Source organism: Bradyrhizobium sp. USDA 4510, from assembly GCF_054059095.1.
In genome coordinates this window covers 4,834,948-4,849,679 of record NZ_JBSSBT010000001.1, presented here as the reverse complement: position 1 = coordinate 4,849,679, position 14,732 = coordinate 4,834,948, and the positions used below count along the sequence as shown (strand labels likewise).

The window sequence follows — 14,732 nt, the reverse complement described above, 5'->3', positions numbered from 1 at the left end:
GGTTGGGATGGGGGTGGTCAGCGGAACAGCGACTGCAGCTGACGCCACAGCCGGAGCGGACACAGCGCCTTGCCGACCCTCATCTCGGCCGCATAGACCTGCGCGAACACGAACACGCCGGTCGCGTGCACGAGCGGCTGCGGCATGTTGAGCGAGCGCGCCAGCAGCCAGGTGGCCAGATGGACCAGCCACGGCAGCAGGACGGCGAGGGCGCGGACAAGGGACAGCATCAGCATGGTCATCTCCTGTGCCGTGGAAGATGAGCCGGCCGGCGCGCCAATTCGATTACCTCAGGCGTAATGGAACGGGCGAATTCCGCATGGTAGGTTTTGCACCATGAACGCACATGCATCCATGGCGCGGGCCGAGCCCGCAAAACCCGTCCCGATCGGCGAGCACCTGCGCGAGTGGCGGCAGCGCCGTCATCTCAGCCAGCTCGACCTTGCCGTCGATGCTGAGATCTCGGCGCGGCATTTGAGCTTCGTCGAGACCGGCCGCTCGGCGCCCTCGCGCGACATGGTCCTCAAACTGGCGGAGCGCCTCGACGTGCCCCTACGCGAACGCAACGTGCTGCTGGTCGCCGCGGGTTTCGCGCCCGCATTCCCGCAACGCTCGCTGGATGATCCGGCGCTGAAATCGGCGCGCGAGGCCATCAACCTGGTGCTGAAGGCGCACGAGCCCAATCCGGCGCTGGCCTATGACCGGCACTGGAATCTGGTCTCCGCCAATCGCATGGTGGCGCCGCTGCTCGAGGGCGTGCCGCAGCGGCTGCTCGGCCAGCCCTTCAACATCCTGCGGCTTGCCTTCCATCCCGAGGGCCTCGCCCCGCGCACCGTGAACCTCGCGGAATGGGCCGCGCATCTTCTGGAGCGGCTGCATCGGCAATGCGAGGCAACGGCCGATCCGGAGCTGCTCAAGCTCTATCAGGACCTCAAGTCCTATCCGATCCCGGCGCGGTCGGCCCCGATCACCACCGACAACAACGTCGCGCTCCCCTTCAAGCTCCGCCTCAATGGCGAGATCCTGAGCTTCATCTCGACCACCATGGTGTTCGGCACGCCGGTCGACATCACGCTGCAGGAACTGGCGCTGGAGACCTTCTTCCCGGCCGATGAGCTGACCGCCGAGCGGATGCGGCAGATGGCAGCCAGTATGAAATAGCGGCTTGTCTCGGAGCGCTTTCGGCCTACCTTTGGGGTTCCATTTCTGCCGGGAACCCCGCCATGAGCGATCTGAAGCCACTTCGCCTCGACATCGTCTCCGACGTCGTTTGCCCCTGGTGCTATATCGGCAAGCATCGCATCGAGGATGCGCTCAAGCTGGTGCCCGATGTACCGGTCGAGGTGCATTGGCGGCCGTTCTTCCTCAACAACTGGGTGCCGCGCGAAGGCATCAGCCGCGAGGAATATCTCACCGCCAAGTTCGGCTCGGTCGAGGCCTACAAGGGCATTGCCGGCCGCGTGGTCGCCGCCGCCAATGAGGAGGGGCTCACCTACCATCCCGAGCTCGTCAAGCGGCAGCCCAACACGATCGACTGCCATCGCCTGATCCACTGGGCCGAGGCCAGGGGCAAGGCGGCCGAGATGAAGCAGCGGCTGATGGAGCTGTATTTCCGCGACGGCGGCGATCTCACCGACAGCAACGTGCTGGTGCAGGCGGCAAGCGATGTCGGGCTCGATGTCGACGACGTGCGCAAGCGTCTTGCCACCGACGAGGATGTCGCCCTGGTCTCGGCGCAGGCCCAGGAGGCCGCCGAGAAGGGTATTTCCGGCGTGCCGACCTTCGTGTTCGCGCAGAAATACGCGGTGTCCGGCGCCCAGCCGGCCGAGCAGCTCGCCCGCGCCATCCGCCAGGTCTCGGCCGAGATCAACACAGAGGCTGCGGAGTAGTCCGCAATCCCTATCGAAAGCCCGGCTCATGCCGGGCTTTTTCGTTTGCCCACATCATCCATCGGAAACAATCAGGGGAGACCACCATGATCTATGAGCTGCGCACCTATACGGTCCGTCCAGGCGCCGTCGGCGAGATGGTGAAGGCGGCGAGCACGATCTCGCGCGATATCCGCGCCGACAATTTCGGCAAGCTGGAAGGCTACTGGATCACGGAGATCGGTCCGCTCAATCAGGTCATGCACATGTGGAGCTACGCCGATCTCAACGAGCGGACGCGGCTGCGCGCCGAGCTCGCCAAGAACCCGCGCTGGACCGGCGAGTATATTCCGGTGATCCGTCCGCTGCTGGTGCGGCAGGAGGTGCGGCTGCTCAATGCAATCATCCCGCCGGTGGCGCCGGCGACATCAGGCAACATCTACGAATTCCGCAACTATCGTGCCAAGCCGGTCGGCGGCGCCAAGCAATGGCTCGATCTGATCACCGGCGTGATGCCGGAGCGCGAGAAATACTCCAAGATCGTCGGCCTCTGGACCACCGAGGCCGGGCAGCCCAACGAAGTCTGCCACATCTGGGCCTATCCCGATCTCAACGCCCGCGCCGCCGCACGCGGCAACGCGATGAAGGATCCGGCCTGGCTGGAATTTTTGAGCAAGGGCACGCAGGTGCTCGAGGAGATGCACTCGACCATCATGCTGCCGGCACCGCACTCGCCGTTGCAGTAAGGGGAGGCGCTGGTCGCGCCGCGTTTCCCAATGATGCGCGGAGCGCGAGACAGAGAGGCCGCCGGTTGAGGCGGCCTTTTCGTTTGCCGTCAGGATGTCGCGAGCGCCGGCAAAAAGCCCCATCCGATGTTTCCATCAGATGAGGCTTTCGAAGCAAGGGCGCGCGCCGTCTGAGAACCAGCGCGCCGCAACGCTAGTCGGGCCAGCTGACACCAACCTGACGGCAGCAGTCACTTGTTTCCCGATGTGTCTGCATGCCTACGAAAGGGTAAACCGCATTATCCGGGCTTGCCGCGCCGGCTGCGGATGAAGCGGACGGCGCCGCGCGCCGCTTCGTAGGCGAGTTTGTTCAGGGTTAGCGCGGCGTGAATGGCCGGCACCAGCGGATCGCGGCGCCGCAGCGGCAGCAAGACGTCGCCGATCGCGAAGCGGCCGCGCCAGATCGGGTCGATCATGGGGTGGCCCGGTGCCGCGGTGGAATCGGCCGAATTGATCGCGGGATCGGCGCAGAGATGGCGCGTCAGCTCCAGCGTCAACTGCGTGCCGGGCGAATGTTTCGCAAAGCGCTCGTCGACGCCGATCTTGAAGAAGAAGGCGCGGTCCTGGTGACGCACCACGATGCCGCCCGCGACCGGCGTGTCGCCCGCATGCAGCGTGATGATCTCGCAGCGGCCGGCTTCGGCCATCGTCGACGTCGCGCGGCGGATGAAGGCCGCATCGCCGGCATGCTGGCTCAGCGCCGTGCCGCGCTTTCCCTTCCAGCCACCGGCTTCGAGGACAAGGAAAGTCTCGAGCGCCGTCGCAACCTCGCGCGGCGTGCGAGCGACATCCAAGCGCACCGCGCCGTGGTCGGACAGGCGATGATGCTGGCGGCGCAGCTCCTTCAGCTTCTTGGGCCCGAGCGCGTCGCGCAACAATTCGTCGGCATCGCGCGTCGCATCCAGCTGGGCGCGCTGATAGGCGCTCACTATGCGCGGCTGCAACCCGTCTCGGGCCAGCACCGCGCGGATCGCCGCCATGGCCGGGCCCTCGAGCGACATGGTGCGCAGGATCAGCGCATGCGCGCCCGCATTGCGCGCCTGCCGCAGCATCTTGCCCACCGCTTCCTCGGCGGCGTCGCGGTCGAGCAGCGGCGTGCACAGCGTGCCATAAGGTTCGGCGCCGACCAAAGCGGGCAGGGGAATCCGGTAGATCCGCCGCATCGGAACGACCGGCAACAGCCCGATCAGTTGCCCGGCATCGCCGGCGGCACTGAGCAGCGCCGCGCCGGTGCGGCCGCGCGCGGAGGCATCGACCGCCAATTCCCAGTCCGCCTGATAGTAGCCATTGGCCTCGACCGCGCGCGCGGCAAGCGCGCGCCATGCATTGAGCGGCGCGGCCGACAGCGGCGGCAAGGTGCGATCGTCCGTGGCATCCTTGCGCGATGCACGGTGGATCATTGCCCGGTCAGCAATATCGGCCACGTCCCTGTTTCCCCACTCCGCGAAGCTGATTGGCCTTGCGTTCGTCAGGGCAACGCTAGCGGAAAGAAATGGAAAATGCCGTTGAGGCCACCGCGCAATTTGAACGGTCGTGTTAACGGACCGTTCAGCATACCCGGTGCGCAGCGGCTTGGCCGGCTCGCCGGTTCAAGCGCTAGGGTTTGGTGGTCCGTTGCGCTTCCACCGCAACGGTGCTCTCGACGGGCTCGTAAGTCTCCGTCACGCAATTGTCGTCGGCCCCGACCTGCCGGCGATCGAAGATCGAGCCTTCATTGATGAAGACGCGATAGGTCTGCGTCCCCAGCGGCTTGCCGATTACCGATGTCAGCTCGGCGCGTACGCATGCCGTCCAGCCGGTGCCGCGCGGGTCGTGCAGCGGGGCGGAGACCCGCACATGGGTCGGCTGTGAACCGGCCGTGAACACCGAATCCAGCTTGCCCGCGACCAGCCGTTTGACGTCCGGAGGCATCTCGAGCGGCGCCGGCTCGGCGGCCTTGACCTTCAAGGCCTCCGGCCACACCGCGTGGCTGTCCGCCAGCCCGCAGCCACTCAATATTAAGGCGACGCCGGCCAGCAGCGCCGCCAGATGTACTTGTCCCTGTCCCATTCAGCGCATTTAATGTGCCGCCGTCAGGATTGCGCCCCCTGGTGGCGCTGAATTCGCGTGAGGCGGCGCTTTGTCGATCAACAAATGTCGAGCGACAAGTTATCGTTGGGGTAGAGGTATTACCGGATGTTGCTGCGGCGGCGGGGGAGACAGACTGACATGAAACGCTTCACGGTTGCTGCCGTCATCCTGGCGCTGCTCGCGACACCCACCCTGGCCCAGGGCCGGCGAGGGGGCGGTGGAGGCGATACGAAGACGGAGCAGAAGCCCAAGGTCGACGAGAAGGCCTACAAGGCCGCGCTCGATCGGATCCCCGAGCCCAAGGAGAAATACGATCCCTGGGGTGTCACCAAGCCGGCAGCGGATCCGGCCAAGAAGCCGAAATAGCCGGGCTCACGACTCGGCAGCCATTCGACCGTCGTCGGTCGGCAGTACATTGCCGCACGGCATGAACCTTGGCCTGACGGCCTCCGACCCATCTTCGATATCATTGCCGGAGGCCGCCATGCTTCGCCGTTCGTTCCTCAGCCTCATCGTTCCGGCAGCGATCCTGCTCGGCGCCGTGCCGGCGTCGGCGGAAAACCGGCTGGCGCTGGTGATTGGGCAGTCGGCCTACAAGTCGGTGCCCGCGCTGCCGAATCCGGCCAACGACGCCAGGGCAGTGTCGCAGATGCTGACCGATGCCGGGTTTGCGGTGACGGCCGCATCGGACCTGTCGCAGGACGAGATGCGCGCACGGCTCAGCGATTTCGCGGGCCAGGTGGCGGCGAAAGGCGCCGATACCGTGGCGCTGGTGTTTTATGCCGGGCATGGCCTGCAGATCGACGGCGAGAACTATCTGGTGCCGGTCGATGTCGATCCGAAGCGCGAGGCTGATATCCCGATCCAGGCGGTTCGGCTCAACGACGTCCTGAATACGCTCACCTCAGTTCCGAGTCGGATGCGCATCGTGCTGCTCGATGCCTGCCGCAACAATCCATTCCCGGAACTCAGCAAGACCGCGGGGCGCGGGCTCGCCATCGTCGATGCCAGGGTCGGCGCGCCCGGCACGTTCGTGTCGTTCTCGACCTCGCCGGGAGCGGAAGCCGAGGACGGCAGCGGTGCCAACAGCCCCTACACCACCGCGTTGCTGGCCTCGGCCAAGGAGCCGGGCATCCCGATCGAGGACACCTTCAAGCGCGTTCGCCTGGCGGTGAACAGGGCAACTGACGGCCGCCAGACGCCGTGGGACTCGTCCTCGCTCACCGACGACTTCCGTTTCATGGCGGGTGCGGCGGCATCGCCCGCAGCGACGTCGCCGCCGGCCGCGGCCAAACGCACCGTCGACGAATGGAAGCGCGAGTTGCAGGGCAAGCCGATCGAGGCCGCGAACGAACTGATGGTGGTCGATGGCTCCGACGAATCCTATGAGGCCTTCGCCGCGATCTTCGCTGGCACGCCGCGCGGCCTGCAGGCGCGCGACTGGCTCGACCGGCATCGCCGCATGCTAGCGTGGAATAACGCGATCCTCATCAACACGGCGGCGGCCTATCGCGGCTTCCTCGCGCAATATCCTGACACCGACCTGACAGCGACCGCGCGCAAGATGATCGAACGGCTGCGCTACCGTCCCGATCCGGCGCCCGCCGTCGCGCTCAGCGTGCCCGCGACCAGCGTCGCGCTGGCGGCACCGACCTGTCCCTGCAACGCGGCGCCGCCGCAACAGCCGCTGCAGCAGAGGGCCAACGTGCCGGTGAAAAAGCGTGCCGATCCCGATCCGCCGCGGCGCGCGGGCAAGCGCCCGCCGCGCGTCGTCGTTGAGGACGACGTCGTGGTGGTGCGCCGTCCGCCTCCAACCGTGGTCTACGAGCCTGCCGGACCGCCGATCGGAATCGGAATCGGGATCGGCATCGGCGGCGGCGGTGGTGGTTATCGCGGCAACTACGGCGGCGGCTATCGCCGGGGTGGATACTGACGCGACGATCGCGTAAATGCTTTCCCGCATGAGATGCGGCGCCCGGTGATCGCATCCTGGGGGAGGACGCGATGCGGTCGCTGTTTTGCCTGCTTGCCGCGCTGCTGCTGTGTGGTCAGCCGGCGCGCGCCTGGGAGTATTGGGGCGGCGACCGCGGCGGACAACGCTTCTCGCCGCTGACGCAGATCACATCGGACAATGTCGGCAAGCTGCTGCGCGGCTGGGAATTCCGCACCGGCGATCTCGATACTCGCCCGCCCGAGGTCATGAAGCGCACCAAGTTCGAGGTGACGCCGCTGTTCGTCGAGGACAGCCTGATCCTCTGCACGCCGTTCAACGAAGTGATCGCGCTCGATCCCGGCACCGGTGCGCAGAAATGGCGTTTCGATCCGAAGATCAGCATGGCGCAACGGCCGGCCAATCGCTTTGTCTGCCGCGGCGTCGCGTACTGGACGGATGATCGCGCGGCGGAAGGCGCCGCCTGCAAGTCACGCATCTTCACCGGCACCAACGACAGGCGCCTGATCGCGCTCGACGCCAGAACCGGCAAGCCTTGCGCCGATTTCGGCAACGGTGGCGAGATCAAGATCGACGTTGGCATGAAGCTGGAATGGCCGGGCGAGTTTCAGATCACGTCGGCGCCGGTGACGGGACGCGGCGTGGTCGTGGTGGGGTCCGCGATCGGCGACAACCGGCGGGTCGACGCGCCGCTCGGCGCGGTGCGCGCCTTCGATGCGCGAACCGGACAGCCGCGCTGGAGCTTCGATCCGCTCGTGCACAATGGCGTCGAGGCCGGCCACAGCAATGTCTGGGCGCCGATGTCGGTGGACGAGGAGCGCGGCCTGGTGTTCCTGCCGACGACATCGCCCAGTCCGGACTTCTGGGGCGGCAAGCGCCCCGGCAATGACGAGCACGCCAATTCCGTGGTCGCGCTGCGGATCGAGACCGGCGAACTCGCATGGGCATTCCAGACCGTGCATCACGACGTCTGGGACTACGACCTGCCGGCGCAGCCGACGCTGGCGCGGATCGATACCGGCGATGGTCAGCGCGACGTCGTGATCCAGCCGACCAAGCAGGGCTTTGTGTTCGTCCTCGATCGCGACACCGGCAAGCCGGTGTGGCCGGTCGAGGAGCGCGCGGTGCCGCAGAACGGTGCCGAGGGCGAGAGGCTGTCGCCGACGCAGCCGTTCCCGACCCATGTGCCGCCGCTGCTGACGCAACGGATGGCGGCCGACGATGTCGCCGGCCTGCTGCCGGGCACCAGGAGCTCGGCTTGCGAGACGCTGCTCGCGCAATCCCGTAATGAGGGCCTTTACACGCCGCCGTCGACGCAAGGCACCGTGATCTATCCGATGACAGGCGGCGGGGTGAACTGGGGCGGCGCGGCGTTCGATCCGGTCAATCAGCTCCTCTACGCCAATGTCAGTCATGCGGCGCACATCGTCACACTGATTCCGCGCGACCAGGCCAAGGGCTTCAATCCGCCGCCGGGTCATGAATTCGGCCAGCAGGAAGGGGCGCCGTTCGCGATGTCGCGGGCGCTGGCGAAGTCGGCGGTCGGGTCGCCCTGCAACAAGCCGCCATGGGGCGAGACGGTGGCGGTCGATCTCAAGGCCGGCAAGATCCTCTGGCATTCGTCGGTCGGCACCAGCGAGGATCTCGCGCCGCTCGGCATCGCGCTCAATACCGGCACGCCGCTGGTCAACGGCGTCGCGATCACCGCGGGCGGCCTGGTGTTCACCGGCGCGATGGATGCCTATCTGCGCGCGTTCGATGCCAGGTCGGGAAAGCAGTTGTGGCTCGGCCGGCTTCCGGTGCCGGGCGTCGCCAATCCGATGACCTATCTCTGGAAGGGCGAGCAGTATGTCGTGATCGGCGCCGGCGGCCATTCCGAAGCCGGCACCTCGATCGGCGATAGCGTGGTGGCGTTTCGCCTGCCGCGTCAGGGCGAGGGGGCATCGTTGTGGACCCGCCTGATCGATCGGCCCGGCGGGCGGTTCACCGCCAAGGCTGTGGCCGCCGGTCTCGTGCTCGTCGCCCTCGTTGCGCTGTTCTGGCGCCGGCGGCGGAGCCGCCGCTCGCGATCCGCTTAGGTGCTCCCTGCCGCAGTGCGCGCCGCCAAAATATCGAAAACAACCCCATGCAAAGGTGCCGGCAGCTGCCGGCGTTCGAAAAGCAACTTGACACGTCGGGCAACTCAGGGTTACTTTTCTACTATTCCGAAATAATGCAAGCGTCGCCTCGCTCCGCTAAAGCGCGATGAATTCAGGTTGAATCGGCCTGGCGGCATTCGCTGCATCTCCTCCCGCAACCGGAGAGGGAGCGCAGGTTGTTCGCGGATGCAATTGAACCTGGGGCGTGGACCCGTAAATCCGGGACATCGCTTCCGAGACGAAATGCGGACACGCCGCGCAGACCGCGGGGATGTCACCTTGCGGACCAACTTCGCCGCCTCCGATTGGTCCGGTGTTGGGTGCAGTCCGGACTTCTCATCAACGATCCTCGATCGCCACATTTGACCCATCTCGGACATTCGGTAGGGTTGCCGCGGGTCGGTTACAGGCTTCTCGCACGAGCGTTCGCGCGCCATCGCTCGGGGAGGCTCTGCGGCGAGGCGGCCGGTTTCCACTGCAGGGACACGACCCAGTTGTCGAAGACCGTGTTGAAGCTCCCGGACTGGTACGAGAAGTTCTCGCCCGCCGGCCAAAAGTAGCCGGCATCGGCTGCGTAGGTAAAGAGCGTCCAGGTATGGGGCTTCTTCCAGAACGCGTTGCCGCCGTCCGGGTCCCCGTCGAGGGCGCTGAAGTCGAGGAAGAGCCAGAGAGGTGCATTCTTGGTGCCGAGGTTCGTATCCGGCGAGTTGAACTGCAGCGCGTTCCAGTAGATCCCAGGTCCGGCTCCGGGATCAGCATCGTCCACGAGCTTCTGCAGCCGCCAATAGAAGCTCGCGTCGCCGGTCATAGTGGTCTCGCCGGTGAACGTGATTAGGCCAGCCTGCGGGCCTGACTGGATGATGCCGCTGATCGAGGTGGTCCCGCTGATTGTTCCGCTCCCTTGTAGCATGCCGCCGGGAGCAGGCGAATCGGTGCCGGTCGCTGCAATGGTGACCGGGCCCGAGACCGTCCCACCGTTCATGAACAGTGTGCCCGACTCGCCGACAACAACCGTGCCGGTCACCGTGCCGGCGACCTCCAGCGTCGCCGCGTAGGATACCAGCACCTCGCCGGCACCCGTTGCTGATCCACCGGTACCGCCGGCAATCAGCGTACCCCCATTGACCCTGATCAGACCGGAAAGCGTGCCGCTGCTGTCTGCACTCAGGGTCAGCGTGCCGGGACCGAAGATCGTCAGGCCCGCCGATCCCTCGATGGCGGCTGCGATCTGCGAACTACCGCCGGTAGCATTGGTGTAGATCAGGCCTTCTGCCGCGCCGAACGAAAGGCTCGCAGTAGCGATGCTGCCGCCGTTCATGATGAGGCCCGCGGCGTCGCCGCTCGCCTGGCTTCCGACCAGAATGCTCGCATCGCCGCCCGTAATCGCCCCGCCGTTCACTTCGAGCGCCGCCACCTGCGGCACACCGCCGCTCTCGACCGCCTGACTGTCGACGACCTCGTAGACGGCATCGGCCGGAACGTCGTTGATGCTGACATCCGTCGACGACACCGTCGCCGCGCTCGCGAAGCCCCCGGAGGGCGAATAGGTCAGGAACTTGCCCGAGCTGGCCGCGTCGTCGTCCTCTCCGAGAATGTAGGGAGCGACGATCCCGTTCATAATGATGGGCAGGTTTGCTCCCGTTCCTGCCACGAACACCTGTTGCGTCAGCCCAAGCTGGGCCATGCCGCCGCCCGGCACGATAACAAGCGTTCCGCCGGAGTTGCGGACAATGTTCGTCAGGGTACCGTCGTCATTGCCCCCGATTACGACGCGATAGTTGCCGCTTCCGGAAAGTTGCAAGGCGCCTCCCGTAGAGCCGATGACGAACGTCGCCAGAGATCCCGAGGCGATCTGCACATCGACCGTCGCGCCGTCCGAACGAAGCTCGAGTATTCCGCCGTTCGTCACCGTCACTCTGAAGCTGCCAAATGGTGTGCCCGATGTCCGGGTACTTGCCAGCGTCCCCGCGCCTACGGTGTTGTGTCCTATCAGCTGGTTCGTGTTGGTGAGCAGGAGCGTGCCTTCGCCGTATTTGTGCAGGCCGCCCAGCCCGGAGATCGGCGCGACGACGGTCAGCGTGCCACCGTTCGTGTTGATGACCTTAGGCTGGTTGATCGTCCAGGTGCTGGGTTCATATCCGGATGTCGAGGGCAGCGCCGACTGCGAGATCGCCCAAGCTTGCCCCTGCCAGAGCACGGCGTAGACGCCCCACCCGGTGAGCGCGTCGGTGACGACCTGGCTGTAGTCTTCGGAGGGTAGCGGCAGATTTTCCAGCGTCCATCCGCTGGGCATCTGCGCGATCTGGACGGTCTGCGGATTGCTAGACGGGAGGTTGGGTACGTTCTCGAACGAGGCGGGGAAAGCGTTGTTGATGGTGATCGTGTCGCCCGTCAGGTTCACCGTGAGCGGCGCGAGGACATGGCCGCCGTCATTTTCCATGTATTCCTTCGTCGTCTGGGAAACGGAATACCAGCCAACCGCGAAATTGGCCAAGACGATCGTCTGCGGACTCTCGGACACGTTCGGGGCCAACTGATCGGCGAGCCACGCGAGGTCCGGATTAGAAGTGCTCGCCAAATTATAGAGATCAGGCCCGATTCCGCAGGCCGACAGATAGTCGGCCATCCCGCTCGTCATGCCGTCCACGAAGCTGCCGCTCTCGCTCGACGTCCGCATCAAGCCCGCGACCACTCTTTCCAGGTTGATCGCCACGGGGTCGTCCTCGCCGTTGTAGACCACAGGAGCAACCTGCGTGAAGCCGTTTGCCGACAGCCAGTAAAGGCCCATGACCATCGACGTCGGGCCGCAATAGGCTTCACCGTCCCCGGGCAGGCTCTGCCCGAAGGGCCCGAAATCGGTCTGGATGATCGAAGGCGTGCTCTTGATGGGGTCTTTCCACATGGGGCTGATCCATTCCTGTCCGACAAGGCCATGGTACGCGCTTGAGCCGCAGGTTAATGTCCCGTTAATTGCGAGACACAACTTGTGAATACTTTAGCGTGTCGATACACTCAAAGAGTGTAGAGCGGAATCTTGAAGGTACGCAAGCTGGGTCTCCAGCTTGGCCGGCAGGGACGGCTTAGGAGTTCAAGCGCGGGCGCCGAGCGGCAGCATGTTCATCGTGGGTGGCGCATATCTGCCACCAGCGGCGATGTCCTGCGGCAGGGCATGATACCAGATGGTGTCGCGGCCGGTCCGTGTAACGCGAACGTCTACTTCTGAGGCGTGCTGCGAATCCTGGAAGTGGCAAGTTTGAGATATGGCGACCGGCTCTGAAGATGTCCGTTCATTGGGGTAGACCGGAAGTACCCGACTGATTGCTAAAACGGCGCCTTTGACCCGAAGCGGACTATCAATGTTTGACGCGCTCGATAGCTAGCGACTGGAGAAGCGAGATGTCGCTCATTTTATGCCTACTCGCCATTGTGCTAATCGGCATTGCCGGATGGGGTTTCATGTCCGTCATGAGCGAGCTGGGAAAGTGGTATCCCCAAGAGCCGGTGGATACGATTTCCCGCAGGTTCGAGGTTGATGGCTTCGTCTGGAGCTCCCGCGCTCCGCGCGCACTGCGCCGCCGGTTTGTTGTGACACAGGCGTGCGCAATCCCTGCGTTTCTGTGCTTGGCGGCACTTGTTTGGCTGAATGAGACAAGCCCTAATGTCCGTGTCTGGGGGACGATAGCATTCTGTTCTATGTCACTTTTCCTTGCCGGCTCTCTTACCTGGAAGGTCATTCGGCGCGGAGTGTGATCGCGCCATTTTTGAACCGCAGGACTGGTATTGGGCCCTGAGCGGACATTCACCACAGCATCGCCGGTATCGGCTTTTGAGAGCGACACCGACCTCGCTATCCCCGCTCGCATACACTGGATTCTCGACTACACGCCCTGTTCTCATCACGCTTTAGCGCGGGCGCCGTCGCAAATCAGAAACACGAATTCTCAATCCGTGCAGCGAAGCGATGTGCGGACTGATTTGCGCGATGCCGTGCTTGCGTTCGTCGCGACGCTTCGCTTACGAGGTCGCGAGCGGAGCCGCCGGGCTTCCGGCGACCTGTTCATTCCAAATCATTGCCCATGGAGATTGCGATGAAGATCACTGCCTCGATCATGCTCGCCGCCGCGCTCGCTCTGTCGTCGGCACCGGCCAGCGCCACCGTCCTCGATCTCTCGACCATGACCTGCAAACAGTTCGTCGAAGGTGGCGACGACACCATCAAGATGGTGCTGGTCTGGATGGACGGCTGGTACAAGGGCGACTCCGACGAGGCGATCATCGACACCGACGTGTTCACCGAGAACGCCAAGAAGTTCGGCACCTTTTGCGGAAAGAATCCGACCATCAGCATCGTCAACGCGGCGGAGGCCGTGCTCGGCAAGTAAATCTTGCAGCGTGATTGGCCTGAACCCTCATGGTGAGGAGCGCGGAACGCGTGTCTCTGTACGATGCTTCGCATCGCCAGGCGAACCGTGAGGCCGGGCTGGTAGCCTCGTCCTTCGAGACGCCTGCTGCGCAAGCTCCTCAGGATGACGGGATTGAAGGCGGGACAACATGTCCGACGTCGTCCCTGCGAAAGCAAGGCGAAAGCAGGGACCCATAACCACAGGATTCAATTGTTGAGGAAGGCTGTGGCCGCAGCCCTGCGCAACATGGTCTTCGGTGGTTATGGGTCCCGGCTTTCGCCCATAGGCGCTAAAATAGGATTTGCGCCTTGGATTCGTTTGTGATTCCAAGATGGAATGGCACACGAATCGCTTGTGAACAAAGATTGGGCGCGCGTTGTCGCCCGACTTGGCGGAGCCGAGGCTCTGAACATTAGCGCGCGCAAGACGAAGGCGTTTGTCCGTCCGCGGGAGATCAGCAATGCGGTCGACTTGCTGCGCCTGATCTTGGCTTATTGCCTTGGTGAGAAAGGGCTGCGGTTGACGGCGGCATGGGCCACGTCGGTTGGGCTTGTCGATATCTCCAACGTGGCTCTGTTGTATCGCTTACGTCAGTGCGGAGATTGGCTGGCAATCTTGGTCGAGCAGGCGCTTGCCGACGCGGCGCCGAAGGCGATCCGCGGTCGTCTGATCCGTATTGTTGACGCCACGACGGTCCCCAAGGCTGGGACGAGCGGCAGGAACAAGAACGCAGTGTGGCGTATCCATAGCGCGTTCGATCTTCCGCAGGAGCGCTTTGGTCACTTCGAACTGACCGATCAGCGAGCGGGCGAGACGCTGGATCGGATACCGGCGGTTGCCGGTGAGATCCGTCTTGCCGATCGCGCCTATCTGCAACCGGAGCGCATGGCGCATCTCGTCGATGCCGATGCAGACTTCGTGATCCGGGCCGGCTGGAAGAGCGCGCGCTGGCTCGATGCCGAAGGTAATCTTGTTGACCTCACTGCCGAACTGCGCAACGCCTCGGCGCGTGGCCTGATCGATCGGCCGATTTGGATAAAGCGCAAGTCAGGTGCGCCGCCGCTCGCAGTGCGTCTGGTTGCCGCGAAGAAGCCGGCGCAAGCTGCTGCGGCTGCGCGACGCAAGGCGCGCCGGACTGCACAAAAGGGAGGTCATCAGCTCTCCAGGCAAACACTTGACGCCGCAGATTGGGTGATCCTGGTGACCTCACTCAGGCCAGAGGACTTCACGACTGCAGATATCCTCGCCCTCTATCGGCTGCGATGGCGCATTGAGCTCGGCTTCAAGCGGCTGAAAAGCCTGATTGGCCTGAAGGGACCTCCCGGAACCGACGAGCGGTCCGCCAGACCCCATATCCTCGCTCATCTGCTGATCATTCTATTGCTCGAGCCGCTCGTCGACGAACTCGAAGACTCTCCCCGCTTGGCCGACGCCGCCTGACCCACCCAGTGACGTGGCGTCTGCTGCGCCAGCTCGTCGCTTCGCTACGGCAAGCGATCATTCCACAGCCCGCAATC

Annotated in this window: 12 protein-coding genes; 8 read left to right on the top strand and 4 right to left on the bottom strand. The window is 64.5% G+C overall.

All coding sequences use genetic code 11. The annotated features are described in order from the left end of the window. Positions 1–17 precede the first annotated feature (17 nt). Positions 18–242, bottom strand: coding sequence for a hypothetical protein (locus ACVMDN_RS22535; protein WP_057018353.1), 225 nt, complete (start codon positions 240–242; stop codon positions 18–20). A gap of 94 nt (positions 243–336) precedes the next feature. On the opposite strand from ACVMDN_RS22535, the gene ACVMDN_RS22530 reads away from it, so the two are divergent. From ACVMDN_RS22530 to ACVMDN_RS22520, 3 genes are all read left to right on the top strand, one after another. Then, positions 337–1,161 carry a helix-turn-helix domain-containing protein gene (locus tag ACVMDN_RS22530; RefSeq protein ID WP_038385984.1) on the top strand — a complete coding sequence of 275 codons (825 nt, stop codon included), beginning with the start codon at positions 337–339 and terminating at the stop codon, positions 1,159–1,161. A 62-nt stretch (positions 1,162–1,223) separates the two neighbouring features. Next, complete coding sequence (locus tag ACVMDN_RS22525) at positions 1,224–1,889, top strand: DsbA family oxidoreductase (RefSeq protein ID WP_168854962.1); 666 nt, start codon at positions 1,224–1,226, stop codon at positions 1,887–1,889. 86 nt (positions 1,890–1,975) lie between these two features. Further along, positions 1,976–2,614, top strand: coding sequence for an NIPSNAP family protein (locus tag ACVMDN_RS22520; protein ID WP_168854961.1), 639 nt, complete (start codon positions 1,976–1,978; stop codon positions 2,612–2,614). 278 nt (positions 2,615–2,892) lie between these two features. Here the strand turns inward: ACVMDN_RS22520 and ACVMDN_RS22515 are convergent, their stop codons facing one another. Together ACVMDN_RS22515 and ACVMDN_RS22510 are read right to left on the bottom strand one after the other, a co-directional pair. Further along, the gene (locus ACVMDN_RS22515) at positions 2,893–4,077 is read right to left on the bottom strand and encodes a GNAT family N-acetyltransferase (protein WP_253623709.1); all 1,185 of its coding nucleotides are present in this window, start codon (positions 4,075–4,077) and stop codon (positions 2,893–2,895) included. A 172-nt stretch (positions 4,078–4,249) separates the two neighbouring features. Continuing rightward, positions 4,250–4,702: a hypothetical protein gene (locus tag ACVMDN_RS22510; protein ID WP_253623710.1), complete on the bottom strand. Its 453-nt coding sequence runs from the start codon at positions 4,700–4,702 to the stop codon at positions 4,250–4,252. A 159-nt stretch (positions 4,703–4,861) separates the two neighbouring features. On the opposite strand from ACVMDN_RS22510, the gene ACVMDN_RS22505 reads away from it, so the two are divergent. From ACVMDN_RS22505 to ACVMDN_RS22495, 3 genes are all read left to right on the top strand, one after another. Continuing rightward, a complete protein-coding gene (locus ACVMDN_RS22505; RefSeq protein ID WP_016848541.1) occupies positions 4,862–5,089 on the top strand; it encodes a hypothetical protein in 228 nt (75 codons plus the stop codon). 118 nt (positions 5,090–5,207) lie between these two features. Beyond that, complete coding sequence (locus tag ACVMDN_RS22500) at positions 5,208–6,656, top strand: caspase family protein (RefSeq protein WP_456834972.1); 1,449 nt, start codon at positions 5,208–5,210, stop codon at positions 6,654–6,656. 71 nt (positions 6,657–6,727) lie between these two features. Further along, a complete protein-coding gene (locus tag ACVMDN_RS22495) occupies positions 6,728–8,752 on the top strand; it encodes a pyrroloquinoline quinone-dependent dehydrogenase (RefSeq protein ID WP_456834973.1) in 2,025 nt (674 codons plus the stop codon). A gap of 463 nt (positions 8,753–9,215) precedes the next feature. Here ACVMDN_RS22495 and ACVMDN_RS22490 read toward each other — a convergent pair whose 3' ends face one another. Beyond that, entirely contained in the window at positions 9,216–11,714 is a 2,499-nt protein-coding gene (locus ACVMDN_RS22490) for a hypothetical protein (RefSeq protein ID WP_456834974.1), read from the bottom strand. Between the two features lie 1,186 nt (positions 11,715–12,900). Between ACVMDN_RS22490 and ACVMDN_RS22485 the strand changes: the two genes are divergently transcribed. Both ACVMDN_RS22485 and ACVMDN_RS22480 read left to right on the top strand, forming a co-directional pair. Next, entirely contained in the window at positions 12,901–13,194 is a 294-nt protein-coding gene (locus ACVMDN_RS22485; RefSeq protein WP_057018455.1) for an HdeA/HdeB family chaperone, read from the top strand. A gap of 375 nt (positions 13,195–13,569) precedes the next feature. Beyond that, positions 13,570–14,655, top strand: coding sequence for an IS4 family transposase (locus ACVMDN_RS22480; RefSeq protein WP_253587271.1), 1,086 nt, complete (start codon positions 13,570–13,572; stop codon positions 14,653–14,655). The last annotated feature ends 77 nt before the right edge of the window (positions 14,656–14,732 follow it).